The sequence below is a fragment of the Sphingomonas sp. BL2 genome (genome assembly GCF_056680015.1).
Genome location: NZ_CM155261.1, coordinates 1,951,671 through 1,977,759, shown reverse-complemented (window position 1 = coordinate 1,977,759; position 26,089 = coordinate 1,951,671). Strand labels below are relative to the sequence as shown.

The 26,089-nt window shown below is 65.5% G+C and carries 26 protein-coding genes and 1 tRNA gene; 18 read left to right on the top strand and 9 right to left on the bottom strand.

Features of this window, described 5'->3' with window-relative positions; genetic code table 11:
* Positions 1-7: 7 nt before the first annotated feature.
* The gene (dnaE, locus tag AC1ME3_RS09170) at positions 8-3,526 is read right to left on the bottom strand and encodes a DNA polymerase III subunit alpha (RefSeq protein WP_480955717.1); all 3,519 of its coding nucleotides are present in this window, start codon (positions 3,524-3,526) and stop codon (positions 8-10) included.
* 151 nt (positions 3,527-3,677) lie between these two features.
* Here dnaE and AC1ME3_RS09165 point away from each other — a divergent pair, with 151 nt between their 5' ends.
* Positions 3,678-4,265, top strand: coding sequence for an HdeD family acid-resistance protein (locus tag AC1ME3_RS09165; protein ID WP_480955716.1), 588 nt, complete (start codon positions 3,678-3,680; stop codon positions 4,263-4,265).
* A 277-nt stretch (positions 4,266-4,542) separates the two neighbouring features.
* On the opposite strand, the gene AC1ME3_RS09160 is transcribed toward AC1ME3_RS09165, so the two are convergent.
* The 6 genes from AC1ME3_RS09160 to AC1ME3_RS09135 form a co-directional block, all read right to left on the bottom strand.
* Positions 4,543-5,022: a glutathione peroxidase gene (locus AC1ME3_RS09160; RefSeq protein WP_480955715.1), complete on the bottom strand. Its 480-nt coding sequence runs from the start codon at positions 5,020-5,022 to the stop codon at positions 4,543-4,545.
* Positions 5,023-5,036: 14 nt separating this feature from the next.
* Positions 5,037-5,627, bottom strand: a complete 591-nt coding sequence (locus tag AC1ME3_RS09155; RefSeq protein WP_480955714.1) for a GNAT family N-acetyltransferase — start codon at positions 5,625-5,627, stop codon at positions 5,037-5,039.
* A complete protein-coding gene (locus AC1ME3_RS09150) occupies positions 5,624-6,337 on the bottom strand; it encodes an ABC transporter ATP-binding protein (protein WP_093399625.1) in 714 nt (237 codons plus the stop codon). The genes AC1ME3_RS09155 and AC1ME3_RS09150 overlap by 4 nt, the downstream gene beginning before the upstream one ends.
* Positions 6,330-7,580 (bottom strand): lipoprotein-releasing ABC transporter permease subunit, encoded by a 1,251-nt coding sequence (locus AC1ME3_RS09145; protein ID WP_480955713.1) that lies wholly within the window; start codon positions 7,578-7,580, stop codon positions 6,330-6,332. Before AC1ME3_RS09145 ends, AC1ME3_RS09150 begins: the two co-directional genes overlap by 8 nt.
* A gap of 732 nt (positions 7,581-8,312) precedes the next feature.
* Complete coding sequence (rsgA, locus tag AC1ME3_RS09140) at positions 8,313-9,311, bottom strand: ribosome small subunit-dependent GTPase A (protein WP_480955712.1); 999 nt, start codon at positions 9,309-9,311, stop codon at positions 8,313-8,315.
* 153 nt (positions 9,312-9,464) lie between these two features.
* Positions 9,465-9,554, bottom strand: a tRNA-Ser gene (locus tag AC1ME3_RS09135).
* Positions 9,555-9,710: 156 nt separating this feature from the next.
* Between AC1ME3_RS09135 and hspQ the strand changes: the two genes are divergently transcribed.
* The 4 genes from hspQ to AC1ME3_RS09115 all read left to right on the top strand — a co-directional run bounded on the left by hspQ (position 9,711) and on the right by AC1ME3_RS09115 (position 11,708).
* On the top strand, positions 9,711-10,106 hold the full coding sequence (hspQ, locus tag AC1ME3_RS09130; RefSeq protein WP_253071177.1) for a heat shock protein HspQ: 396 nt from the start codon (positions 9,711-9,713) through the stop codon (positions 10,104-10,106).
* Positions 10,107-10,336: 230 nt separating this feature from the next.
* Positions 10,337-10,684 (top strand): 50S ribosomal protein L21, encoded by a 348-nt coding sequence (rplU, locus tag AC1ME3_RS09125; protein WP_107963253.1) that lies wholly within the window; start codon positions 10,337-10,339, stop codon positions 10,682-10,684.
* Positions 10,685-10,697: 13 nt separating this feature from the next.
* Positions 10,698-10,988: a 50S ribosomal protein L27 gene (rpmA, locus tag AC1ME3_RS09120; RefSeq protein ID WP_056055842.1), complete on the top strand. Its 291-nt coding sequence runs from the start codon at positions 10,698-10,700 to the stop codon at positions 10,986-10,988.
* 174 nt (positions 10,989-11,162) lie between these two features.
* On the top strand, positions 11,163-11,708 hold the full coding sequence (locus tag AC1ME3_RS09115) for a GNAT family N-acetyltransferase (protein WP_480955711.1): 546 nt from the start codon (positions 11,163-11,165) through the stop codon (positions 11,706-11,708).
* A 282-nt stretch (positions 11,709-11,990) separates the two neighbouring features.
* Here the strand turns inward: AC1ME3_RS09115 and AC1ME3_RS09110 are convergent, their stop codons facing one another.
* A complete protein-coding gene (locus AC1ME3_RS09110; RefSeq protein WP_133020929.1) occupies positions 11,991-12,860 on the bottom strand; it encodes a metal-dependent hydrolase in 870 nt (289 codons plus the stop codon).
* 63 nt (positions 12,861-12,923) lie between these two features.
* Between AC1ME3_RS09110 and AC1ME3_RS09105 the strand changes: the two genes are divergently transcribed.
* The 13 genes from AC1ME3_RS09105 to AC1ME3_RS09045 all read left to right on the top strand — a co-directional run bounded on the left by AC1ME3_RS09105 (position 12,924) and on the right by AC1ME3_RS09045 (position 25,074).
* Positions 12,924-13,523 carry a TetR/AcrR family transcriptional regulator gene (locus AC1ME3_RS09105; protein ID WP_133020930.1) on the top strand — a complete coding sequence of 200 codons (600 nt, stop codon included), beginning with the start codon at positions 12,924-12,926 and terminating at the stop codon, positions 13,521-13,523.
* A gap of 66 nt (positions 13,524-13,589) precedes the next feature.
* Positions 13,590-14,636 carry a GTPase ObgE gene (gene obgE / locus AC1ME3_RS09100; RefSeq protein ID WP_093399629.1) on the top strand — a complete coding sequence of 349 codons (1,047 nt, stop codon included), beginning with the start codon at positions 13,590-13,592 and terminating at the stop codon, positions 14,634-14,636.
* Positions 14,637-14,751: 115 nt separating this feature from the next.
* A complete protein-coding gene (proB, locus tag AC1ME3_RS09095) occupies positions 14,752-15,849 on the top strand; it encodes a glutamate 5-kinase (protein ID WP_480955710.1) in 1,098 nt (365 codons plus the stop codon).
* 97 nt (positions 15,850-15,946) lie between these two features.
* Entirely contained in the window at positions 15,947-16,846 is a 900-nt protein-coding gene (locus tag AC1ME3_RS09090) for an NAD-dependent epimerase/dehydratase family protein (protein ID WP_480955709.1), read from the top strand.
* Between the two features lie 58 nt (positions 16,847-16,904).
* Positions 16,905-17,150 (top strand): acyl carrier protein, encoded by a 246-nt coding sequence (locus AC1ME3_RS09085; protein WP_056065939.1) that lies wholly within the window; start codon positions 16,905-16,907, stop codon positions 17,148-17,150.
* Positions 17,151-17,326: 176 nt separating this feature from the next.
* Positions 17,327-18,589 (top strand): serine palmitoyltransferase, encoded by a 1,263-nt coding sequence (gene spt, locus AC1ME3_RS09080; RefSeq protein WP_480955708.1) that lies wholly within the window; start codon positions 17,327-17,329, stop codon positions 18,587-18,589.
* A gap of 165 nt (positions 18,590-18,754) precedes the next feature.
* Entirely contained in the window at positions 18,755-20,650 is a 1,896-nt protein-coding gene (locus AC1ME3_RS09075; protein WP_480955798.1) for an ATP-binding protein, read from the top strand.
* Positions 20,651-20,739: 89 nt separating this feature from the next.
* Positions 20,740-21,933 carry an LPS export ABC transporter permease LptF gene (gene lptF, locus AC1ME3_RS09070; RefSeq protein ID WP_207897156.1) on the top strand — a complete coding sequence of 398 codons (1,194 nt, stop codon included), beginning with the start codon at positions 20,740-20,742 and terminating at the stop codon, positions 21,931-21,933.
* On the top strand, positions 21,930-23,027 hold the full coding sequence (gene lptG / locus AC1ME3_RS09065) for an LPS export ABC transporter permease LptG (RefSeq protein ID WP_333960703.1): 1,098 nt from the start codon (positions 21,930-21,932) through the stop codon (positions 23,025-23,027). Before lptF ends, lptG begins: the two co-directional genes overlap by 4 nt.
* 79 nt (positions 23,028-23,106) lie before the next feature.
* Entirely contained in the window at positions 23,107-23,523 is a 417-nt protein-coding gene (locus AC1ME3_RS09060) for a VOC family protein (RefSeq protein WP_107963247.1), read from the top strand.
* 7 nt (positions 23,524-23,530) lie between these two features.
* Complete coding sequence (gloB, locus tag AC1ME3_RS09055) at positions 23,531-24,256, top strand: hydroxyacylglutathione hydrolase (RefSeq protein ID WP_480955707.1); 726 nt, start codon at positions 23,531-23,533, stop codon at positions 24,254-24,256.
* 36 nt (positions 24,257-24,292) lie between these two features.
* Positions 24,293-24,709 (top strand): hypothetical protein, encoded by a 417-nt coding sequence (locus AC1ME3_RS09050; RefSeq protein ID WP_480955706.1) that lies wholly within the window; start codon positions 24,293-24,295, stop codon positions 24,707-24,709.
* Positions 24,706-25,074 (top strand): hypothetical protein, encoded by a 369-nt coding sequence (locus AC1ME3_RS09045; protein WP_480955705.1) that lies wholly within the window; start codon positions 24,706-24,708, stop codon positions 25,072-25,074. The genes AC1ME3_RS09050 and AC1ME3_RS09045 overlap by 4 nt, the downstream gene beginning before the upstream one ends.
* Positions 25,075-25,271: 197 nt before the next feature.
* Here AC1ME3_RS09045 and AC1ME3_RS09040 read toward each other — a convergent pair whose 3' ends face one another.
* Entirely contained in the window at positions 25,272-26,054 is a 783-nt protein-coding gene (locus tag AC1ME3_RS09040) for a crotonase/enoyl-CoA hydratase family protein (protein ID WP_480955704.1), read from the bottom strand.
* Positions 26,055-26,089 lie beyond the last annotated feature (35 nt).

The window sequence follows — 26,089 nt, the reverse complement described above, 5'->3', positions numbered from 1 at the left end:
CAAGCTGTTAACCGACCAGAGCGAGCCTCGTTTCCGAGGTCTTCATCTCCACCTTGGCGACACCGTGCAACGACTCGATGTGCTCGACAAGCTCTCCGTCGAGCAGGAAGTCGCGACCCAGCAGGATGCAGACCTCGCCGTCGGGCAGTTGCGCGCGCACGCGGACCTCACCGCGCGCACCGCGATGTTCGGCGAGCAGCGAGGCGAGGCCGGCGAACGCGGTCATCCCGGAGATCGTCACGACCACCTGGAAGCGCGCGAGGTTGGCGAGGCCCTCGAACGGCTGGATGCGCTTTATGCTGACGCGCGGCGTGTCCTCGCCCGGCTTGCGGTCGAGTTCGACGGTGATGAGCCCGCAGCCGCCGGCCTTTGCCGCCTCCTCCAGGTCCTTCGAGACCTGGTCATCGAAGCAGGTCGCCATGAACTGGCCGCTGGCGTCAGAGCATTGCGCCATCATGAAACGCTTGCCGCGCGCGGACGTGCGATAACGTGCGTCCTCGACCAGCACCGCCATCGTCGCGCCGGCGCGGCTGCCATCGTCGGGGATGTTGAGCTCGGACAGCGCGGTGTAGGCCCGCGCGCCGTGGCTGACCGCGATGTGGCGGTGGCGATCGACCGGGTGCGCGGAGAAATAGAACCCGAACGCCTCCTTCTCCTGGTCCATGCGCTGGCTGAGCGTCCAGCGGACCGAGGGGGGGAGCTTGATCGCGTCGCCGGCGGGCTCGGCGTCGCCGAACAGGCCGCCCTGCCCGCTGGTCTTCTGCTCGTGCGTGCGCGCGGCGATCGCGAGGATGGTTTCGGCGGTGGCGTGGATGCCGGCGCGGTTCTGGTCGAGGCCGTCGAAGGCGCCGGCGGCGGCGAGCGTTTCGAGTTGGCGCTTGTTGAGGAGGCGCGGGTCGACGCGCTTGGCGAGATCGTCGAGACCGGCGAACGGGCCGTTCTGGACGCGCTCGACGATGAGCTTCTCCATCGCGCCTTCGCCTACGCTCTTGAGGGCGCCTAGCGCATAACGCACCGCCAGATTGTTTCCCCGCGAAGGCGGGGACCCAGTCTGGGCACCCGCCTTCGCGGGTGAACAATCTTCTGGTCCGAGTTCGATGTCGGGCAGGACCTCGACGTCGAACTCGGCTTGGCTCGCGTTGATGCACGGCGGCAGCGCGGTGATCCCCAGCCGGCGCATGTCGTCGGTGAAGATCGCGAGCTTGTCGGTCTGATGGAGGTCGTAGCACATCGAGGCGGCGAAGAATTCGTGTGGGTGGTGCGCCTTCAGCCATGCGGTCTGGTAGGCGAGCAGCGCGTAGGCGGCGGCGTGGCTCTTGTTGAAGCCGTAGCCGGCGAACTTGTCGATCAAGTCGAACAGCGCGTTCGCCTCGGCCTTCTTGATGCCGTTGACGGTGAGACAGCCTTCGACGAAGCCCGCGCGCTGCGCGTCCATCTCGGCCTTCACCTTCTTGCCCATCGCGCGGCGCAGCAGATCGGCGCCACCGAGCGAGAAGCCGGCGAGGAACTGCGCGGCCTGCATGACCTGTTCCTGGTAGACGAAAATCCCGTAGGTCTCCGACAGGATCGGTTCGAGCAGCGGGTGCGGATAGTCGATCGCCTCGGTGCCGTTCTTGCGGCGGCCGAACGACGGGATGTTGTCCATCGGGCCCGGTCGATAGAGCGAGACGAGCGCGATGATGTCGCCGAAATTGGACGGGCGGACCGCGGACAGCGTGCGGCGCATGCCCTCCGACTCGAGCTGGAACACCCCGACCGTGTCGCCCTTTTGCAGGAGCGCGTAGACGCCAGTGTCGTCCCATTCGAGTGCGTCGAGATCGACGATTACGCCGCGCTTGGCGAGCAGCTGCACCGCCTTTTGCAGTACCGACAGCGTCTTCAGCCCGAGAAAATCGAACTTCACGAGGCCCGCGCCCTCGACATATTTCATGTCGAACTGGGTAACAGGCATGTCGGAGCGCGGATCGCGGTACAGCGGAACCAGCTGTGCGAGCGGCCGGTCGCCGATCACCACGCCGGCGGCGTGCGTCGACGAATGGCGCGGCAGGCCCTCAAGCTTCATCGCCAGATCGAGGAGCTTCCGCACGCCGTTGTCGTTGGCGTATTCCTTCGCCAGTTCGCCGACGCCGTTGAGCGCGCGTTCCAGCGTCCAGGGGTCGGTCGGGTGGTTCGGAACCAGTTTCGCGAGACGATCGATCTGGCCGTAGCTCATCTGCAACACGCGCCCGGTGTCCTTGAGCACCGCGCGCGCTTTCAATTTTCCGAAGGTGATGATCTGCGCGACCTGATCGCGGCCGTATTTCTCCTGGACGTATCGAATCACTTCAACGCGCCTAGTTTCGCAAAAATCGATGTCGAAATCGGGCATCGACACGCGTTCTGGATTCAGGAAGCGCTCGAACAGCAGGCCGAGCTTGATCGGATCGAGATCGGTGATCGTAAGCGACCAGGCAACCACCGAGCCTGCGCCCGAGCCGCGGCCCGGGCCGACCGGAATGTCATGGTCCTTCGCCCATTTGATGAAGTCGGCGACGATCAGGAAGTATCCGGGAAAACCCATCTGGACGATCACGTCGACCTCGAACGCGAGCCGCTTGCGGTACACGTCGCGCCAGCCGTCTTCGCCTTCGCCGTGCAGCGCGGTGATGCGGGCGAGACGCGCTTCGAGACCGGCTTCGGCGTCGTCGCGGAGGAGCTTCGCCTCGCCCTCGATATCGCCGGCGAGGCTGGGGAGGATCGGTTTGCGGTACGGCGCCATCACCGCGCAGCGCTGCGCGACGACGAGCGTGTTGGCGATCGCCTCGGGCAGGTCGGCGAACATCTCGTGCATCACCGACGCGGGCTTCATCCAGGCTTCGGGGCAGCTGCGGATGCGGTCCTCGGTCTCGACATAGGTCGAGTGCGCGATGCAGAGCATGGCATCGTGCGCGTCGCCGAACGCGCTCTCGGTAAAGCAGCACGGGTTGGTCGCGACGAGCGGCAGGTTGCGCTCGTAGGCGATGTCGATGAGGTCGGCTTCGGCGGCAGTTTCGATCGCGTCGTTGCGGCGCGAGAGCTCGATGTAAAGGCGGTCGCCGAACAAGCCTTGTAGGCGGTCTAGATACGCGCGCGCGCGGTCTGGCTGGCCTTCCGCGAACAGCCGGGCGAGACCGCCTTCACCGCCTGCGGTCAGCGCTATCAGGCCGTCGGTGTGGCGTTCGAGCGCAGCGAAGTCGACATGCGCCGGCATCTCGATCGGGCGGTCGAGATGCGCCATCGAGACAAGCGCGCAGAGATTGTCGTAGCCGGTCATGGTTTGCGCGTAGAGCGCGAGCCAGTCGAACTGCGTCGCGACGCCGTCGGGCATGTCGGGGCGACCGACGCCGAGCATGACGCCGATGATCGGCTGGACTCCGTCCTTCTTGGCGGCGTCCGAATACGCCATCGCTGCGTAGAGGCCGTTGCGATCGGTCAGTGCGGCGGCGGGGAAGCCCAGCGCGCGTGCCTGCTTGGCGATCGCCTTTGGATCGATGGCGCCGTCGAGCATGGTGTAGCAGGAGAAAACGCGGAGGGGGACGTAACCGGAATGCATCGACAGGAGGTAGGCGCTGCGGCGTGATTCGACCAGCCGGGATGAGTCCGATCGGAACCGCGGACACGACGAGCCGTTGCGGCGGAGACTTCTGGGAGCATTCTTCATGACCGATCCACGCGGGCACTTTGCCGATACCGAAACCACCGCTGCGGGGACGCCGCGCGCGGGCGCCGGCTGGGGATGGATCCTGGCGTATGGCGTGCTGTCGGTGGTGCTCGGGATCATGGCGTTCGCGTCGCCGTTCTCCGCGACCTATGCCGCGACATTGGTGATTGGGGCGTTCTTCATCGCGGCCGGGATCGTGTCGATTGTGTCGGGGTTTGCCGGCAAGGGACACGAGGGGCGCGGCTATGCGATCGGGTTCGGGCTGGTGTCGCTGGTGATCGGGTTGATCATGGCGTTCGAGCCCGCGACGGGGGCGATCTCCTTGACGCTGCTGATCGCGGTTTGGTTGGGTGTTCGCGGCGCGTTGGAAATCGGGCTTGGGGCGCGGTTTCGGCGGGGTAAGGGGCTGATGATTGCGCTGGGGGTGGTGAATATACTGCTCGCGGTGATCGTGCTGGCGACGCTGCCTTGGTCGGCGTTGACGTTGCCGGGGTATGTCTTGGGGATCAGTTTCTTATTTGGTGGGGTGACTTCGGTTGCTTCGGCGCTCGCGCACAAAAAAGGCGCGCCGGCGTTTTCTGTGTGAGCACCTAGCGACACCACGAAGCGTGTTCCCCCGCGCTAGCGTGTTCCCCCGCGAAGGCGGGAGCCCAGTCTGGGCCCCCGCCTTCGCGGGGAAACACGCTTATTTTGGGATACGCCAGCTTATCCCCTCATACACTACCCCGGCGAAGGCCGGGGCCCAGTTGGAATGGTTGCAGTAACCAAGCGCTGACCGCAGTTAGAGACGTCCCCCAACTGGGCCCCGGCCTTCGCCGGGGTGGCGGCTGTGGTGGGCGGCGCCAACTAATACCGCGCTCGAACTACAGCAGCTTCTCGATGTCCTTGCGGATGTCTTCGGGCTTGGTGGTTGGGGCGTAGCGGTCGACAACCTCCCCATCGCGCCCGACGAGGAACTTGGTGAAATTCCACTTGATCGCCCTCGACCCGAGCACGCCCGGCGCATCCGACTTCAACCGCTCGAACAGCGGGTCTGCCCCTGCCCCGTTGACGTCGACCTTCGCGAACACCGGGAACGTCACGTCGTACGTCAGCGTGCAGAAATTGGCGATCTCGGCCGCATCGCCCGGCTCCTGCCCGCCGAACTGATTGCACGGGAACGCGAGCACTTCGAAATCCCGATCGGCATAGTCGCGGTGGAGTGCTTCGAGGCCGTCATATTGCGGGGTGAAGCCGCATTTCGAAGCGGTGTTGACGATCAGCAACACCTTGCCACGATACGGTTCGAGCGAGGCGGCGCTGCCATCGGCGCTCTTTACGGTGAAGTCGGTGATCGCAGTCATGGACGGTCCTCCAGTCAGGCGGGGTGTCGGGCGAGCAGATACGTCAGGTTCTGGCGCACGCCGGGCCATTCGTGCTTGAGGATGCTGTAGACCACCGTATCGCGCAAGCGGCCGTCGGCCATGACCTGGTGCCCGCGCAACACGCCATCGCGTTTCGCACCGAGCCGTTCGATCGCGGCTTGCGACCGCTTGTTAAGCGCGTCGGTGCGGATCTGGACGCATTCGCAGCCGAGGGCGTCGAAGGCGTGGGTGAGCAGCAGGAGCTTGGCCTCGGTGTTGACGCCCGTGCGCTGAACCGCCTTCGCATAGAAGGTGCCTCCGATCTCGAGCCGGCGATGCGCTTCGTTCAGCCGCATCAAGCGCGTGGTGCCGACGACGATCCCGTCGGCCTCTACCGCGAACAGCCGTGCGCGTCCCTGATCCTGCTGCTGGAACGCCGCCGCGAACCAGCGATCCGGCGTCTTCATCATCGAGACGTTGGCGTAGAACGTATCCCAAAGGTTGTCCGCCGACGCGGCCGCGACCAGCGCGTCCATGTCGTCAGCGACCAGCGGGCGGAGCGTGACGTGACGCCCGGTGAGCGTCGGCGTCTCGCCCCAGCTCACGCCAGCCGTCCCTCGTGCAGTCGCAGCACGCGGTCCATGCGCGCCGCGAGGCGCTCGTTGTGCGTCGCGACCACTGCCGCGGTGCCCTGTTCGCGGACCAGTCGGATGAACTCGGCGAAGACGATGTCGGCGGTGTGCTCGTCCAGATTGCCAGTCGGCTCGTCGGCCAGCACCAGCGCGGGTTTGTTGGCGAGCGCACGGGCGACGGCGACGCGCTGTTGCTCGCCGCCGGAAAGCTGGCTCGGGCGGTGCGTCAGGCGGTGGCCGAGCCCGAGCTGCGTCAGCAATTCCGCTGCACGCCGGTCCGCCTCGACCCGCGTCGCGCCGTGGACGAGTTGCGGGAGGACGACGTTCTCGGTCGCGTTGAAGTCCGGCAGCAGGTGGTGGAACTGGTAGACGAAGCCGAGGCTGTCGCGACGCACCACGGTCCGCTCATGCGCGTTGAGCTTGGCCGCCTCGGTCCCGGCGATCCTGATCGATCCCTGGAAGCCACCCTCGAGCAGGCCCACGGCTTGCAACAAGGTCGACTTGCCCGAGCCCGATGGCCCGAGCAGCGCGACGATCTCGCCTGGTGCGATTGCGAGATCGACGCCGCGCAGCACGTCGATCGTCGCGCCACCCTGCGTGAAGCTCTTGGTCAGTCCGCTGGTCTGAAGGACGTAATCGTCGAACTTCTCGATCTGGCGATCGATTTTGAGGCCTTCATTCATAACGCAGCACCTGCACGGGGTCGGTACTCGCCGCTTTCCAGGCCGGATAGAGCGTCGCGAGGAAGCTGAAAACGAGCGCCATCAGCGCGATCACGACGATCTCGACGGGGTCGGTCTTCGATGGAAGTTCGGTCAGATAGCGGATCGACGGATCCCACAGGTTCTGGCCGGTGAGGAGCTGGACGAAGTTCACCACGCCCTGTCGGTAGAACAGGAAGATGAAGCCGAGCACGAGGCCCGCGACCGTCCCGAGCGCCCCGATGGTGGTGCCGACGACGATGAAGATCCGCATCATCGAGCCACGCGTCGCGCCCATCGTTCGCAGGATCGCGATGTCGCGGGTCTTGGCGCGGACCAGCATGATCAGCGACGAGAGGATGTTGAACACCGCGACCAGGATGATGATCGACAGCACGGTGAACATCGCGACGCGCTCGACCGCGAGTGCCTCGAACAGCTGCGCGTTCATCGTCCGCCAGTCGGCGATCACCGCGTTGCCGCCGATCTTGTCGGCGAGGGGCTTCAGGATCTCGCCGACGCGGTCCGCATCGACCGTCTTCAGCTCGACCATGCCGGCCGCGTCGCCCATCAGGAGGAGCGTCTGCGCATCCTCGATCGGCATGATGATGTACGCCTTGTCGTAATCATAGACGCCGATCTCGAAGATCGCGCCGACCGTATAGCTGACGATCCGCGGGACGGTGCCGAACGGCGTCGTCTGGCCTTGCGGGCTGAACAGCGAAATCTCCGAGCCGACCTGCGCACCGAGCGATTCGGCGAGGCGCGAGCCGATCGCGATCCGGCCGGATCCTTGCGTGATCGACTGGAGCGACCCCATCACGATCTTGTTGCTGATCGTCGAATTGCGACGGATGTCGTCGACGCGCATGCCGCGGACCAGCACGGCCTCGGCGCGGCCGTTATAGGTCGCGGCGAGCGGCTGTTCGATCAACGGCAGCGCGCTGGTGACGCCCGGCGTCTTCTGCGCCTGCGCGACGATCTCGCGCCAGTCGGGAAGCCGGTTGCCGACGCCCTGCACCACCGCATGGCCGTTGAGCCCGACGATCTTGTCGAAGAGCTCGGCGCGGAAGCCGTTCATCACGCTCATCACGATCACCAGCGCGGCGACGCCGAGCATGACCGCGACCAGGCTGATCGAGGCGACGAGGAAGATGAACGCCTCGCCCTTGCCCGGCAGCAGATAGCGGCGGGCTATCATCCGTTCGTAGCGGGACAGGATCATGGGCGGCCAGGTTCGATCGTTAGGGATAGAGTGCAGCGGCTCTAGGACGCGGCCCGTTGCGAGGCAACTGTCGGGCCGGTTCTGAAGCCGGTGCGTTACGGTGTGCCCGGCGTGCGGCGCCCCCCTCGTGCAGGGCCGGGTTAGTCCCGATCCGGAAGTGTCTAGATTGGTCTGTTGCGTAATCGCCACAGGCCCAGTTCAATCGTGAGCAGCCCCGCGCAAAGACCGTGACAAAATTCACGGACATAACTAGCAACAAACTCGCTGAGACACAGGCAACGGCCGTGGTTCGGGGACTGCTTTTCCGCTCCGTCGCAAGACGAGATGCGAGAGCAAAAAAATGGGGGCTGACGAGCGATCGTCACGCAGGCGCCCGGATCGGCAACGGTCCGGGCGTTTGCTTGTCCGGCGTAGATCGTAGCGACCGGCTATACTTTGAAACATCTTCGGGGGACGTTGGCAGTGTGCCGTTGAGCCAGTAATGACGCTCTTGGGGTCGATCTATATTCAGCTTGAGGCGTCAGATGAGCGCTTCCCCGTCATGCCGGACTGGTTCCGGCATCCACGGTGCCGCATGCTCGATAGAATTTAGCTTGCGGAACGGTGGACCCCGGAACGAGCCCGGGGTGACGGACTGATTTTCAGGATCGGCGCGCCCCTCAAGCTGAACATGGATCCGTCCCAATTCCCAGTCGGTGGACGTCGCCGGGATGCCCAACGGCATCCCGGCCGTCAGCGGGTCCGCCGCTTGGTAAGCCGTGACGCGGCGCCGTTTTCCTCCGCGTTGAGCTTGCGCCAGCGTTCGAAGCGGTCAGGTGCCAGCGTCCCCGCAGTGATCGCCGCCTGGATCGCGCATCCCGGCTCGACGCCGTGCGAACAATCGGCAAAGCGGCATTCCTGCGCGAGCAGCGCGATATCGTCGAACACCTCGGCCAGCCCGGTCGCGGCCTCCGATAATTGCAGCTCACGCATACCGGGCAGGTCGAGCAGCCAGCCGCCCTGGTCGAGCCGGTGCATCTCGCGCACCGTCGTCGTGTGGCGGCCGGTACCGTCCTTGACCCGCACCGCCTGCGTTCCGATGCTGTCCGATCCGCGCAAGGCGTTGACGAGCGTGGATTTGCCGACGCCCGACGAACCGAGGAACGCGACGGTCTTGCCGGGCCCGCACCATGCCGCCAGCCGCTTGACGTCCGCCCGGTCGCGCCCGTCGACGGTTTCGACGAGCAATCCCGGCTCGATCGCGCGTGCGGCGGCGGCGAACTCTTCGGGCGTGTCGGTCAGGTCGACCTTGGTGAGCACGACGACCGGGGGCACCCCCACCTCGCGCGCCAGCACGAGATAGCGCTCGAGCCTGGCGATGCTGAAATCCTGGTTGCACGATGCGACGATGAAGACGGTGTCGACATTGGCGGCGATCATCTGATCTTTCCGCGGATCGGCCGGCGAGCGTCGCTTGAACAGGTTCATGCGACGAAGGACGCGCGTCGCCTCCTGCGTGCGATCGTCGATCAGCAGCCAGTCGCCGACCGTCGGATGATCGTCGGTCGGCTGCGCACCGGCGATATAGGGCGAGACGAAACCGTCCGATTTGGCGCCGGACACCGCGATCTTGCCGCGGTGCACCGCCATCACGCGGACAGGGTGGCAATATTGCTGCTCATCTTCGGCAATCTGGTCCGCGAAATGCGCAGACCAGCCAAGGTCTGCCAGTGCCTGGTCGGTCGATATCATAGGCTTGGTGCGGCATCCTTCTCGACGACGCGGCGGCGGTCGTACTCGCTATCGTCTAGGCCGCGACGGAGGGCATTGCCATCGTCGTATGCACGAGAGACCGCGCAATGGCAGTGCGCCTGACGGCGAATGTCCGGTGGTGTAGGGAATAAATGGCGGAGAGGGTGGGATTCGAACCCACGGTACCCTCGCGGGTACGCCGCATTTCGAGTGCGGTACGTTCGACCACTCTGCCACCTCTCCGCAGGTCATCCGAAGCTCTGCGAACAGCGCCTCCGATCGGTCGAAGCGCGGCCTCTAATGAAAGGGCCCCAGCGATGCAAGAGGGTTTTGAGCGCTCCGGGCGCCGCTCGACGCGTTTTCCTTGTGCGGCGCAAAACAAACCCTAAATTAGCCGATATGCCCCGACACGACAGTATCGCTCACGACATCACCCGCCCGATCGTGCCCGCCGAGGTGGTCGCACCGCCGATCTCGCACGCGAATTTCTCGATCGGCGACGTCGTGCGGCACCGGCTGTTCGATTTTCGCGGGGTGATCTTCGACGTCGACCCCGTGTTTGCGAACAGCGACGAATGGTATGCGGCGATCCCCGAGGACATCCGTCCGCGCAAGGACCAGCCTTTCTACCACCTGCTCGCGGAGAACATGGAGTCGAGCTACGTCGCCTATGTGAGCCAGCAGAACCTGGTGCCGGACGACAGCGACGAGCCGGTGGACCATCCGGCGATCGATGGGCTGTTCAGTGAATATGCGGATGGTCGGTACGCGCTGCGGCAGGTTCATCGGCACTAAGGGCGAATCGCTTTGATCCAGTGAAGTTTGTTCTTCCGCGAAGACGGGCGTCCAGTCTGGGCCTCGCCTTCGCGGCGAAAATCTTGTGCAGTTGTGGTGGACGACCCTACGCGCCCCCTCTTTCCCGCCCCTTCGCGGTTGACAACTCTCCCCCCCTCGCTTAGCTGCCCGGCTTCTTCCGGCGGACCCTGCGTTCGTGGGATACACGTATTTGGAAAGTGACAAGGCCCATGTTCGCAGTCGTGCGCACGGGCGGCAAGCAGTATCGCGTCGCCGCCGGAGATAAGATCGTCATCGAGAAGATCGAGGGCGATGCAGGTGCGTCGGTGACGCTGGGTGACGTTCTGCTGGCGGGCGAAGGCTCCGAGCTGCGGTCCGTCGAGGGCTTCGTCGTCGCTGCAGAGATCATCGCGCAGGCGAAGGCAGACAAGGTCATCGTCTTCAAGAAGCGTCGTCGTCATAACTATCGTCGTAAGAACGGCCATCGCCAGCAGCATACGATCCTGAAGATCGTGTCGGTCGGCGGCCAGACTGCAAAGAGCAACGAGGGCGACACCGCCCCGGCCGCTCAGGCATAAGGAGTAGCTTCAGATGGCACATAAGAAAGCAGGCGGCTCTTCGCGCAACGGTCGCGATTCGGCCGGTCGTCGCCTCGGCGTCAAGAAGTTCGGTGGCCAGGCGTGCGTCGCCGGCAACATTCTCGTGCGTCAGCGCGGGACGAAGTTCTATCCCGGCACGAACGTCGGCATCGGTACCGACCATACGCTGTTTGCGCTGGTCGATGGCCGCGTCGTGTTTAGCCAGGGCAAACTTGGTCGCAAGTTCTGCTCGGTCGAGCTGGCAGCGAACGACACTGCCGATATGGCAGCAGCAGCCGAATAATATCGGGTAACCATCCGGGTTGCCCACCAGGGTGACCCGGGTCGCGAAAGCGAACCTGAACAAGGGAGACGGGTCACCCCGGCTCCCTTTTTTATTGCTCCCTCCACGCGGCTGTCGCGGTCCCGTCATTCCGACGTGGCATGCGCGCAGCCAATGACGCGATAGGAGAGAGCCGTGTTCGCGCGCACCAAGAGACTGACATTGCGGCCGGGTTGGCCGGAAGATGCGCCTGCACTGGCGCGGGCGATCGGCCATGAGTCGGTGGTCGCCAAGCTGGCGCGAGCGCCATGGCCGTATGCGCTGGGGGATGCCGAGGCGTTCCTTTCGCAGCCGCGCGGCGGGCACGAGCCGCGATTCCTGATCGAGACCATGGAGACCGGTGCGCCGCGACTCGTCGGTGGGATCGGGCTTCAGGTTGCCGAATCGGGCCATGAACTCGGCTATTGGCTGACGCCGGATGCCTGGGGGCGCGGGTATGCTACCGAGGCTGGTGAAGCCGTGGTTGCGATGGCGCGGCATGCGCTGGGCCTGCACCGGCTGGATGCTTTTCATTTCGTGGACAACCCGGCGTCGGGGCGCGTGCTGGCGAAGCTCGGGTTTCGGCCTACGGGGCGGGTCGAGGCTCGGACTTCGCGGGGCCGTGGTGGGGAAGCGCCTGCGGTGATGTTCGAGCTGGATCTGGATGACGATCGATGTTCGCCGATGCCTTTGGCGGCGTAAGTCGGAGATTCGCTACCCTCTAAAGGTACGCCACCCCGGCGAAGGCCGGGGCCCAGTTGGGGGACGTCTCTAACAGAGGATATCCCTCCGTTACTGCAACCTTTCCAACTGGGCCCCGGCCTTCGCCGGGGTGGGGTGTATGTTTAGGCGGGCAGTTGCTCTTCACTAACTGTTCCCCCGCGAAGGCGGGGCTCCAGGAAACACGGGCGGTGGCGTTTGGTATCCTGGGCTCCCGCCTTCGCGGGAGAACTAGGAGGGAAGGGAGAATTCGAAGCCCGAGGCTCAGGCCACCGCAACCGCCCGCTTCGCAACCGGCAGAACCGCCGCCTCATACTCGCTCTCCGCCAAGCCGATCAGCGCGCGGTCGTCGTGCTTCCACGGATGGAAGCCCGGCAGGAAATACGCGGCCCAGACGCCCGCGATCTTGCGCGCCATCCCCGGGTTGCCGAACGCGTACCACGCCATCCGCGCCCAGACGCGAGGCCCGGTAAGCCCGTCCTGCCGCAACAGTTCCGCCATCCCTCGTGCGCGTCCCGTGAAGAAGCGCCACGTCGTGATCAGCATCACCAGCGACTTCACCCGCCAGCGCGTGAAGCGCGGCCAATCGCGAGTTGCGTGCAGCCATGTGTCGTAGGCGACACCCTTGTGCTCGATCTCCTCGGCGGCATGCCACAGCCAGAGCGCCGCCGCCTGCTGGTCACCGCCCGCGAGGTGCTTCGGGTTGGCGATCAGTTCGTGCGCCAGCATCGCGGTGAAATGCTCGAGCGCGGTGGTGGCGGCGAGGCTCGCGATCTCCGGACGCCCCTTGGTCAGCGCCAGTGCCGCATCGACATCCACGATCAGCGGCGCGACGTCGTAGCCCTGGTCGGTGACGTGGCGGTTGAACGCGACGTGCTCACGGGTGTGGATCACCTCCTGCTTGATGAAGGCGTTGATCTCGGCATGGAGTTTCGGTGGCGTGCCCTCGCGGAACTTCCGCACGCTGTCGACGAAATAGCCCTCGCCCTTCGGAAACGTCACCGACAGCGCGTTATAGAACGCCGTCGCTACGGAATCGTCGTTCAGCCACCAGCGGCGAATCGCGGCACCGCGGCCAAAGCGGCGATCGCGCGGGGTGATCGTTAGATCGGCAGGCGTGGTTGCTTTCGCCACGGAAACCTCCAAACAGGAATGAACACTCGTTACTTACATTGATGTAAATAGGTTTTCCCGTCCGTGACGTCAACTCCGCGCAAGCGACTCTCCCCCACCGAATCACGTGAAGCCGCCGTCGAAGCTGCGCGTGCGCTGCTCGTGGAGAGCGGCCCCAGTGCAGTTACGTTGAAGGCCGTGGCAGGCCGCGTCGGGCGGACGCACGCCAACTTGCTCCACCATTTCGGCTCGGCGGAGGCGCTGCATACCGCGCTGATCACGCGGATGGCGGCGGACATCGTCGGGACGATCGGCGCCGCGGTGCTGCGCGTGAGGGCGGGCGAGCTAGACCCGCGCGAGGTCGTGGAGATGACCTTCGACGCGTTCGGCAAGGGCGGCGCGGGGGCGCTGGCGAGCTGGATGATCCTGTCGGGCAATACCAATGCGCTCGATCCGATCCTGACCGCGATTCACGATCTCGTCGACGAACTGGCGGAGGGCGACATGCCCGGCGACCAGCCGATCCAGGAACAGACGCTGACGCTGGTGCTGATGGCACTCGGCGACGCACTGATGGGGGCACCGATGGCGCGCGCGCTGGGGCTGCCGGTCGGCAAGGCGCGCGAACTGGCGCTCGATGCGCTGCTCGCCAGCAAGGACGCCGCCGCCCCTTCTCGCTGCTGAACCACTCGAACTGCCGGCCGAATCGCAGAGGGTGGAGATTTTCGCCAATTTCGCTATGGGGCGGCGATGCATTTTCTAGACCAAGCCAAGATCTACGTACGTTCGGGTGAGGGCGGCCCCGGTGCCGTCAGCTTCCGCCGCGAGAAATATATCGAATATGGCGGCCCCGATGGCGGCAATGGCGGCAAGGGCGGCGACATCGTGTTCGAATGCATCGCCGGCCTGAACACGCTGATCGACTTTCGCTATACGCAGCATTTCCGCGCGCCACGCGGCTCGGGCGGATCGGGCTCGAACCGCACCGGCGCAGGCGGCAAGGACCTCGTCATCCGCGTCCCGCTCGGCACGCAGGTGCTGTCGGAGGACAAGGAAGAGGTACTGATCGACTTTACCGAAGTCGGCCAGCGCGAAGTGCTGTTCCGCGGTGGCGATGGCGGGCGCGGCAACGCGAGCTACAAGACGTCGACCAACCGCACCCCGCGCCAGCACGGCACCGGCTGGCCGTTCGGCGAGGCATGGGTCTGGCTGCGGCTGAAGCTGCTTGCCGATGCGGGCCTCGTGGGCCTGCCGAATGCGGGCAAGTCGACCTTCATCAACCAAGTGACGAACGCGCAGGCCAAGGTCGGCGAATACGCCTTCACGACGACGCGGCCGCAGCTGGGCGTGGTGCGCCACAAGCAGCGCGAGTTCGTGGTCGCGGATATTCCGGGGCTGATCCAGGGCGCGGCCGAAGGTGCGGGGATCGGCGACCGGTTCTTGGGACATATCGAGCGGTGCCGGGTGCTGTTGCATCTGGTCGATGCGAACGACCGTGACGTGGCCGAATCGTACCGGATCGTGCGCGACGAGCTGGAGAATTACGGCGAAGGGCTCACCGACAAGAAGGTGATCGTCGCGCTGAACAAGATCGACATGCTCGATCCGGAGCTGATCGCGGCACTGTCGGCGGAACTGGCGGAAGCCAGCGGTGCCGAGGTGATGGCGATTTCGGGGGCGAGTGGCGCTGGTATCGAGGCGGTGCTGGACCAGCTGATCGAGGCGATCGGGCCGGCGGCGGGCGCGGCGAAGGAACTGGAAGAAGGCGAAGTGCCGGTCGCATGGTCGCCGCTCTGATCCTTGAAGTCCTCTCCCCTGCGGGGAGAGGGTTGGGTGAGGGGCTGTTCCTGGTGGAGCGCTGCTTGGCGGCCCCTCACCCCGGCCCTCTCCCCGACGGGGAGAGGGAGCAGTGATGTTTCCGCCTTCGTCTTGCGCGCGGCTGATCGTAAAGATCGGGTCGGCGTTGCTGGTCGATCCCGATGGGAGCGTTCGGCGGGAGTGGTTGACCGGGCTTGTTACCGACATTGCTTCGCGGATTGATGAAGGCCAGCAGGTTGCGATCGTGTCGTCTGGGGCGATCGCCTTGGGTGCGCGCCGGCTTGGTCTCGCAAAGGGTGGGCGAGCTAGTCTCGAGGATGCGCAGGCTGCGGCCGCCACCGGCCAGATTGCGCTCAGCCAGGTCTGGGCCGAACTTCTCGCTGCGCAGGGTCTGAACGCGGCGCAGATCCTCGTCACGCTGGACGATCTCGAAGACCGGCGACGCTATCTCAACGCCGCCGCGACGCTCAACCGGCTGCTGTCCCTCAAAGTCGTGCCGGTCATCAACGAGAACGACAGCGTCGCGACCGAGGAAATCCGGTTCGGCGACAATGACCGCTTGGCCGCCCGTGTCGCGCAGGCCGCCGGTGCGCAGGGCGTGATCCTGCTGTCCGACGTCGATGGGCTCTACACCGCCAATCCGCATGTCGATCCGTCCGCGACGCATATTGCTAGCGTGGGCCGGATCGATACGGTTGCGGGGATGGCGGACGACGGCTCGGGTTCGGGAATGGGTTCGGGTGGGATGGCCTCGAAGATCGCCGCGGCGCGGATCGCGACGGGTGCGGGCATTCCACTGGCGATCGCTTCGGGGCGGATCGAGCATCCGCTGTCCACCCCTGCCCGCCATACGATCTTTACTGCCGAGCGGACTGCGTCTGCGCGGAAGGCCTGGCTTGCCGGGGGGCTTACCGCAAAGGGTGCGATCCATGTCGATGCGGGGGCGGCGGCCGCGCTTGGCCAAGGGCGAAGTCTGCTGGCGACTGGTGCGACGCGGATCGACGGTGGTTTTACGCGGGGTGACCTCGTGACGATCGAGGGGCCTGCCGGGACTGTCGCGCGGGGGCTTGCGGAGTATGATGCGGCGGATACCGCGCGCCTGCTCGGCCGTCATAGCGACGATCATGCGGCCATCCTCGGCTACGCACCTCGGTCGGCACTGGTGCACCGCAATCATCTGGCGCTCGTATGATCGGCCGGGCCTTGTTCACCCGCGAAGGCGGGTGCCCAGTCTGGGCACCCGCCTTCGCGGGTGAACATACTTCTGCTGCAACCTCGGGAGCGCCGTCATGATCCTGGCCATCACCGGCGGCACCGGGTTCGTCGGCAGCCACCTGATCGATCACGCGCTGGAGACCGGGCACACCGTACGTGCGCTCGCCCGGAAGCCGCAGGCCAAGCGCATCGGTGTGACCTGGATCGAAGGCGCGCTTGATCGGCCTAAGAGCCTCGCGACGCTGGTCGAGGGCGCGGATGTGGTGATCCACGTCGCCGGTGTCGTCAACGCGGCCAACCGTGCGGGCTTTGCCGAGGGCAACGTCGCCGGAACCGAAGGCATCCTTCAGGCGACGAAGCACGCTGGAATCCGCCGCTTCGTCCACGTCTCCTCGCTTGCCTCGCGCGAGCCGACGCTGTCGAACTATGGCTGGTCGAAGGCCGAGGCGGAAACGCGCGTGCAGACGTCGGGGCTGGACTGGACGATCGTCCGCCCGCCCGCGATCTTTGGTCCGCGCGACCATGAGCTGCTCGACGTCTTCAAGGCGGCGCGGTCCGGCTACATCCCGATGCCCCCGGCCGGCACGCGCGTGTCGTTGCTGTACGTCGAGGACCTGACCGCGCTGCTGCTCGCGCTCGCCGAGAGTGACGATGCGCCCTCGATCATGGAGCCCGACGACGGTGTGTCGAACGGCTGGGACAACCGCGATTTCGCGCGCGCGATCGGTGTGGCGGTCGGCAAGCCGGTCAGGGTCTTCTCCACACCCCGCGCGCTCCTGAAGCTTGCGTCCGCCGCGGACCGGCTCGTCCGCCGTCGCAAGGCCAAGCTGACGCGCGACCGGGTGAGTTATTTCTGCCACCCCGACTGGGTCTCGCACAAGCCGCCGCCGGCCGCGCTGTGGACGCCGTCCGTCCCGACACCGCAGGCGCTCGCGCAAACCGCGGCGTGGTATCGCGCCGCCGGGCTGCTATAGCGCCGAAAAGCCGCCGCAATTCCCTGTCAGGACTGCGCCGACACTCGGAAGGATTACGATGAGCGACCGCCAGCAGATCTACGACACCGTCACCGCGCAGATCGAGCCGTTCAACAAGAAGAACGCGCCGCTGACCGATGCGACGACGTTCCAGGGCGACCTGGAGTGGGACAGCCTGACCGTCATGGATTTCGTCGCCGCGATCGAGGACGAATTCGACATCATCATCACGATGAACATGCAGGCCGAGATCGAGACGGTCGGCCAGCTGGTCGACGCGGTCGCGAAGTTGAAGCAGGACTAATTCAAAATATCCCGTTCGTGGTGAGTAGGGACTGAGCGTGGCAAAGCCTGCCCTGAGCGACTGCCATAGCAGGCAGTCGAAGGGGCCCGTATCGAACCACCTGCCCTTCGATACGCGTCTTCGGCTTCGCTCAGCCGCTACTCAGGACGAACGGAAATTTTCAAGGCCGAATGACGATGACCGAAGCCGCCACCACTGCCCACGCCCTCCCCGTCGACGCTCCCGAGATCGCCCCCGAACGCGACCTCATGTCGAAATTCGACGCGCTGATCGCTGAACGCGAGGCGCTGATCGCCAGTGGCGTGCGCAATCCGTTCGCGATCGTGATGGACGAGGTGAAGGGGCCAACCCAGGCGGTGATCCGCGGCAAGGACACGATCCTGCTCGGCACGTACAATTACATGGGCATGACGTTCGACCCCGACGTCATCCAGGCGGGCAAGGATGCGCTCGACGCGTTCGGTTCGGGCACCAATGGCAGCCGGATGCTCAACGGCACGTTCCACGACCACATCGACGTCGAGCAGGCGTTGCGCGAGTTCTACGACATGACCGGCGCGATCGTGTTCTCGACCGGGTACATGGCCAATCTCGGGATCATCTCGACGCTCGCCGGCAAGGGCGAATACGTCATCCTCGACGCCGACAGTCACGCGTCTATCTACGACGGCTGCAAGCAGGGCAATGCCGAGATCGTCCGCTTCCGCCACAACGACGTGAACGATCTCGACAAGCGGCTCGGCCGCCTGCCGAAGGAAGCCGGCAAGCTGGTGGTACTCGAAGGCGTCTATTCGATGCTCGGCGACATCGCCCCGCTGAAGGAGATGGTCGCAGTCGCCAAGAAGCATGGTTGCATGGTGCTCGTCGACGAGGCGCATTCGATGGGGTTCTTCGGCCCCAACGGGCGCGGCGTGTACGAGGAGATGGGGCTCACCGACGAGGTCGATTTCGTCGTCGGCACCTTCTCGAAGTCGGTCGGCACGGTCGGCGGGTTCGTCGTGTCGAACCACCCGAAGTTCGAGATGGTGCGGTTCGCGTGTCGTCCGTACATCTTCACCGCGTCGCTGCCGCCGTCGGTGGTCGCGACCGCCGCCACATCGATCCGCAAGCTGATGACCGCGCACGACAAGCGCGCGCAGCTCTGGAAGAACGCGCGCCGGCTGCACGGCGGGCTCAAGGCGATGGGGTTCAAGCTCGGCACCGAGACGTCCGACTCGGCGATCATCGCGGTGATCCTCACCGACCAGGAACAGGCGATAGCGATCTGGCAGTCGCTGCTCGAGGGTGGTCTCTACGTCAACATGGCGCGCCCGCCCGCGACGCCGGCGGGGACGTTCCTGCTGCGCTGCTCGCTGTGCGCGGAGCATACCGACGAGCAGATCACGACGATCCTCGGGATGTTCGAGACCGCTGGCCGCGCCGTCGGCGTGATCGGCTGACGGTTTCCTCCTCCCGCCGGGAGGAGGAAACATCCGTGAAATGTTCGATCGGTACCGGCATTCCAAGTCATTGCGTGTGGGCAACGACGCGTTAGGATGCCGGCCGTGACGCAAGACGAGGTCGAGACTGCGGCCCAGGGGGGCGGGGCGAGGTGGCGCATAGCCATGCTGGTCGTGATGGGCTTGCTCGGTGCGGCGGTACTGGTCGCGCTGATCGTGACGCTCGGCCACGCCAATCGCCAGCGGGATCGCGCGCTGGCGCTGCAGGCGCACAGCTATGACGTGATGATCCTTGCCCGCACTCTGTCGGGGACGATCGCGCGGTCGGAGGCGTCGCTCGGGCGCTACGTGATCAGCGGCGACAAGCAGCTCGGGCAGCTCTATTTTGACGAATGGCTCCTCGCGGGGACGCAAATCGACCGGCTCGACCAGATCACTAACGACAATCCCGAGCAACAGCCACGCGTCGATCGGCTGCGAACCGCCTATGATTCACGCGGGCGGGAGCTGTCGCTCACCGCGCTCAACACGAGTTACGGCAAGAACGGCCAAGCGCTCGCGCGGTATTACCAGTCACGGAAATCACCGACGCTGGCGGAGATCAATACGACGCTCGACACACTGATCGCCGGAGAACGCGCGTTGCTCGACGACCGGACGGCGGCGGCGATGAGATCGGTCGAACGGTCAAGCTGGGTCGCGGGGGTGCTGGCCATATTTGGCGTACTGATCGTGCTCGGCGCGATCGTGCTAGGTTGGTTCACGATCCGCGCGGTCGGCGAGCGTGCGACCGCACTGGCCGATGCCGAACTGGAACGCGAGCGCGCGGACGAGCTGACCACCGCGGTTGCCGCCGCCACCGCCGAATTGCGCGTGCAGGAGGCGAAGCTGCGCCAGATCCAGAAGATGGAGGCGGTCGGCCAGCTGACCGGCGGGATCGCGCATGACTTCAACAACATGCTGGCGGTGGTGCTGGGCGGCCTGGAACTCGCGCGCCGCAATCTCGCGAGCGATCCCGCCAGCGTGCGCCGGCATATCGACAGCGCGACCGAGGGTGCGAACCGCGCGGCGGCGCTGACCCGCCGGCTGCTCGCCTTCAGTCGCGAGGATTCGCTGAAGGCCGAGACGATCGACGCGGCCGCGCTGGTCGCCGGGATGTCCGACCTGCTCGACCGCACCTTAGGCGACGCGATCACGGTCACCGTGCGCGACGATGCGGCCGGCGGGTGCGTCCGCGCCGACCGGGTCCAGCTGGAGAACGCGGTGCTGAACCTGGCGGTCAACGCGCGCGACGCGATGAACGGGCGCGGCACGCTGACCGTCGCGACCGGTACGACGACATTGGCGGCGGAACAGGTCGGGCGGTGCGCGGCGGGTGACTACGTCACGATCATGGTCGGCGACGATGGCTGCGGGATGGCGCCCGACGTGGCCGAGCGCGTGTTCGAGCCGTTCTTCACCACCAAGGAGGTCGGCAAGGGCACCGGTCTTGGCCTCAGCCAGATCTTCGCGCTGGTCCAGCAGTTGCACGGCGAGGTCGGCATCGTCTCCGCACCGGGCGAAGGGACGACCGTCACACTCTATTTACCCCGCGCTGCCGAACTAATCGCAACCCCCCTGCCGACCGTCCCGATCGCGATGGTCGAATCGATCGCCCCGACGATGCCCGAGACGTTGCAGATCCTGGTGGTCGAGGACGATCCGCGCGTGCTGGCCGCGACGACCGGCGCGCTGGAAGAGATCGGGCATCATCCGATCGCGTGCGACGATCCGCTTGCCGCTCCTGCGCTGCTGGCGGCGAACCCGGGGATCGGGCTGATCATCTCCGACGTGCTGATGCCGCGCCAGACCGGGCCGGAGATGATCGCCGCGCTCTCCCCGCTGTATCCGCACGTCGCGGTGCTGTTCGTCACCGGGTTTGCCGGCGAGGTGAACGTCGCGCAGTTCGGCGGGCACGAGGTGCTGCGTAAACCCTTCACGCTCAACGGCCTGGAGCGCGCGGTCATGACGGCGATGGCCACGGAGCGCCGCGAGACGAACCACCCGATCGCCGCGGAATGATCGTTCGCTGATCCGTTGCGATTGAGGATGACGCCTCGCGCGTGCGCCCCTATACCCGCGCGACCCAGCATACCGAGCCCAACCCGCGCATGAAATCCATCGACCGCTACATGGCCCGGCTGATCGCGGTGCCGCTCTTTTCGACGCTGCTGATCGCCGTCATGCTGTTCGTGCTCGATCGCATGCTCGGGCTGTTCAATTTCGTCGCGACGCAAGGCGGCCCGATCAGCGTCGTGTGGCGGATGCTCGCCAATCTGCTGCCCGAATATCTGGGCTTGGGCATTCCGATCGGGCTGATGCTCGGCATCCTGCTCGCGTTCCGCCGGCTGTCGACCTCGTCCGAACTCGACGTGCTGCGTGGTGTCGGGATGAGCTACAATCGGCTGCTGCGCGTGCCGTACATGTACACGATCGCACTGGCGCTGCTGAACCTCGCGATCGTCGGCTATGTTCAGCCGATCGCGCGCTATTATTACGAGGGGCTGCGGTTCGAACTGCGTACCGGTGCCCTCGGCGCGTCGATCAAGGTCGGGGAGTTCACCAATCTCGGCAGCAAGATGACGCTGCGGATCGAGGAGAGCAAGGACAAGGGCCGCGAGCTGTCGGGCATCTTCGTCCACGCGCAGAGCCCGAACGGCGACTGGCTGGGGGTGACCGCGGAGAAGGGCAAGTTCCTTGCGACCGATGATCCCAACGTCATCATCTTCCGCCTCGCCAACGGCACGCTCGTCCACAACCGGCCCGAGTTCAAGACGCCGCGCGTGCTGACCTTCACCAGCCACGATCTGCCGATCAACCTGCCCAAGTTCGAGAGCTTCCGCGTCCGCGGAGGCCGTAACCTCGAATATACCCTGCCCGAACTCGCCAAGCAGGGTCAGCGTGGCAAGACGCTGGAGCAGCGTGACGGCAGCCGATCGGAGTTCCACTTCCGCCTTGCCGAAGTCGCGACGATGTTCCTGTTGCCACTGCTCGCGCTCGCGCTCGGGGTGCCGCCCAAGCGATCCTCGTCCGCGCTTGGCGTGTTCCTGTCGATCGTGATGATCGTCACCTATCACAAGGTGAACCAGTATGCGGCGGACGTCGGCGAGCTTGGGCGGATCGATCCAATCATCGCGCTGTGGGTGCCGTTCACGATCTTCGCCGGGCTGATCCTGTGGATGTACTACACGATCGCCTATGTCCCTGGCGGACAACCGATCGGTGCGCTGGAACGCGTCTTCTCGAAGACGTTCAAGGCGATCACCAAGCGTATCCCGGGCTTCCGTAAGAGCAAAGCCGCATGAACATCGTCAGCTTCTTCCCGTCGCGGACGGTCGCGATCTACATGGGACGGATGTTCCTGGTGCGGACGTTCGCGGTGCTGGCCGCGCTCGTGCTGGTGCTCCAGGCGCTCGACCTGCTGAGCAACTCCGGCGACATCCTCGCCTTTCCCGGCAATGGCGATGCGCAGGTCTGGCAGTATGTGTCGTTGCGCGCGCCGCAGATCGTCTCGCGGTTCCTGCCGTTCTCGGTCCTGCTTGGCACCATCCTGACGCTGATCACGATGAACCAGAACAGCGAGATCGTCGCGCTGAAAGGCTCCGGCCTGTCCGCACATCAGGTGCTTGCCCCGTTGCTGGTCGCGAGCCTGGGTGTCGCGGTGATCAGCTTCGTGTTCAACGACCGCGTGGTGGCGCGCGCGACGGCGACGCTGAACCAGTGGCAGAAAGTGAATTACGGCAAGTTGCCGATCGATCGCGGCGACCGTGCGAACGTCTGGGTACGCGACGGCGACGACCTGATCGAGGTTGCGCAGATCCGCGGGCGCGGCGACGCGACGCGACTTGGCGGCATCACGCTGTACGATCGCACCGGCGGTAACCTCGTCGCGATCCTGCGGGCGGATCACGGCAGGCGCGTCGCTAACGGCTGGGAGGTGAGCCCTGCGACCCGGTTCGACGTGAAGAGCGGCACCGTCCGCCCCTTGGGCGCCGTGGTGATCGCGAAGGACGTGCGGCCGGACCAGTTCACGCTGGCGAGCGTCGATGCGGACGGACTGTCGTTCGGCGCGCTGAAGGCGGCGATCGCCGACCTGTCCGATGCGGGGCGGCCGACCAAGGCGCTCGAAGGGTCGTTGTGGCACAAGCTGTCGGGTCCGCTGTCGTCGGTGCTGATGCCGCTGCTGGGCGCGGTCGCGGCGTTCGGGATCGCGCGATCGGGCAAGCTGTTCGTGCGCGCCGTTATCGGCATGGGGCTCGGCTTCGCGTTCTTCGTCGCGGACAATTTTGCGCTCGCGATGGGCAATCTCGGCGCCTACCCGCCGTTCCTCGCCGCCTGGGCGCCGTTCCTGCTGTTCTTCTTCATCGGCGAGGCGGTGCTGATCCGGTCGGAGGAATAGGACGCGGGCGGTGGCTCGAACCCTTTCACGCCACCGCCCCCGTCCCTATCTGCGGTTCCGAACAACCCTCGGAGCCAGCATGAAATATCTCCACACGATGATCCGCGTGACCGACCCGGCGAAGACGATCGCGTTCTTCGAGACGCTGGGCCTGAAGGAGGTCCGCCGGATGGAGAACGAGAAGGGTCGGTTCACGCTGATCTTCCTGTCGGTCCCCGGCGACGAGGGTGCCGAGGTCGAGCTGACGCATAATTGGGATCCCGAGGAGTATGGCGAGGGTCGCAACTTTGGTCACCTCGCCTACCGCGTCGACAACATCTACGACACCTGCCAGCGGCTGATGGACTCGGGCGTGACGATCAACCGGCCGCCGCGCGACGGTCACATGGCGTTCGTGCGGACGCCGGACAACATCTCGATCGAGCTGTTGCAGGCAGATCGTCCGCTCGATCCCGCCGAGCCGTGGGCGTCGATGCCCAACACTGGCAAGTGGTGACCTGCTGATGCTTGATATCGTCCGCGTCCCCGTCCTTGCCGACAATTACGCCTGGTTGATCCACGACACCGTCTCGGGCGAGACGGTGGTGGTCGATCCGGGCGATGCGGGGCCGGTGATCGCCGCCGCGAAGAAGCGCGACTGGCGGATCGACCGGGTGTGGACGACGCACTGGCATCCCGATCATACCGGCGGGAATGCCGAGATGAAGGCGTATGGTGCGACGGTCGTCGGGCCTGCGGCGGAGGCGGACAAGATCCCGACTCTCGACGAGCAGGTCGGCGAAGGCGATGTCGTGCGCCTTGGTGCGCACGAGGCGACCGTGATGACGGTGCCGGGGCATACGCAGGGGCATATCGCGTTCCACTTTGCCGACGATGCTGCGATCTTCACCGGCGATACGCTGTTCGCAATGGGCTGTGGGCGGCTGTTCGAGGGCACGCCGGCGGACATGTTCGCGAACATGCAGCGCTATGCGACGCTGCCGGACGAGACCGAGGTGTTCTGCGGGCACGAATATACGCAGAGCAACGGGCGCTATGCGCTGGTCGCCGAGCCGGACAATGCCGACATCGTGACGCGTATGGCCGAGGTCGACGCGTTGCGCGCCAAGGGCGAGCCTACCGTGCCGACGACGATCGGGCTCGAGCGGGCCACCAATCCGTTCCTCCGCGCGACGTCGCTCGAACAGTTCGCAGGATATCGTGCGGCCAAGGACTCGTTTCGCGCGTAATAGCGGTATAGCGGCAAGATCCCGAGGAGCGTTTCGATGACCATGCGAGCCTTACCGATGATGTTGCTGCCCGCGATGATGCTGGTGGGATGTACGCAGACCCAGGCGGAAGTCGAACGCGCGCAGGTTCGTGAAGCGGGCGTGCAGGAGAAACTCGCCAAGGAACTGGCGGGACTTGTACCGGGCAAACCCGAAACGTGTCTCACCCAGTTTCCGCAGAAACAGAGCTCGGGCTACGGCGCGACGATCCTGTACCGGGTGAATAGCGGGCTGGTGTATCGCAGCGATACCGCCGGTGGGTGCGAGGGAATCGCGCGCGGCGATATCCTCGTGACGCGGACGCCGAGTGGGCAGCTTTGCCGCGGCGATATCGCGCAGACGTTCGACCAGGCGTCGCGCTTTCCGACCGGGAGTTGCAGCTTCGGCGACTTCGTACCGTATCGGAAGCCATGATGCGCGGGGCCATTTTGGCGTCGGTGGCGCTGCTGACGGTGGGGATGCTCGGGGCGGGCAAGTCGGACCCGTTGGCGGGACGGGTTGCTGGGACGCCGGTTCGGTGCATCGACCTTCAGCAGTTGAACGGGCCTGAGATCGTTGATTCGCAGACGATCCTGTATCGGCAGTCGGGCAAGCGGATGTGGAAGACCGGGCCGGTCGGCGAATGCCCTTCGCTGCGACCGCTCGATACGTTGATTGTCGATGTTTACGGTGGGCAATTGTGCCGGAATGACCGGTTTCGGACGGTGTCGGTCGGTATGTCGATTCCGTCTGGGTATTGCCGGTTCCGGGATTTTACGCCGTATGACAAGGTGAAGTAGACACGTCACACGCTACACATTCGCCACCCCGGCGGAGGCCGGGGCCCAGTTGGGGGACGATGATGGCGCAAGATAGCGCTCCGTTACAACGACCTTTCCAACTGGGCCCCGGCCTTCGCCGGGGTGGTAGAAGTAGGGCTGAACGTCGCCCCCTTCGTCATCCTGACTTTCGTCAGGATGACGAAGGGGGGGAGGGCTCAGTCCCCGAACACTGCCGCCCGCTTTTCCATGTTCGCCCGCACCTGCTCGACCTGGTTGGGCGTACGGATGACCTTCAACTGCTCTTCGGTTTCTGCATGAAGCACTGCCGCCGCGTCCGCATCCGCCGCGAGGTTGTAGAGGCGCTTCGACCCGCGGATCGCGTGGGGGTTCCTCGCCGCGATCTCGCGGGCGAGCATCATCGCCTCGCCGAGCGGGTCTTCAGATATACGCGTGACGAAGCCGTGCCGCAACGCCTCGGCGCCGTCGAACTCGCGGGCGGTATAAGTGAGTTCGCGCAGCACGTCGTCGCGGGCTAGTGTGCGCCACAAGGCGATACCGGCCATGTCGGGGACCAGGCCCCAGTAGCTCTCGCGAATTGCGAAGCGGGCTTGCGGGTGGGCGATGCGGATGTCGGCGCCCGACATGATCTGGAAGCCGCCGCCGAACGCGACGCCGTGGACCGCGGCGATCACCGGCATCGGCAGCGTGCGCCAGCCCCACGCGACCTGCTGGACGAGGTTCGCGCCCTCCTCAGTGCGGTCGCCTAGCGCCAGCCCGGAACCACCGTTTGCCATCGAGGCCATGTCGAGGCCGGCGCAGAACGCCTTGCCTTCGCCGGAGAGGACGACGCAGCGGACTTCGGCCATTCCCTTGAGCCGGTCGATCGCGGCGGCGATGCCCTCGAACATTGCGGGGTCGATCGCGTTCATCTTGTCGGCGCGCGCCAGGCGGACGTCGGCGATGCCGTCCCTGACGGTAATGATGACCCGGTCGTTCATTGTGGCGATCCTCTCGATCTTTGCGCGAACGCTAA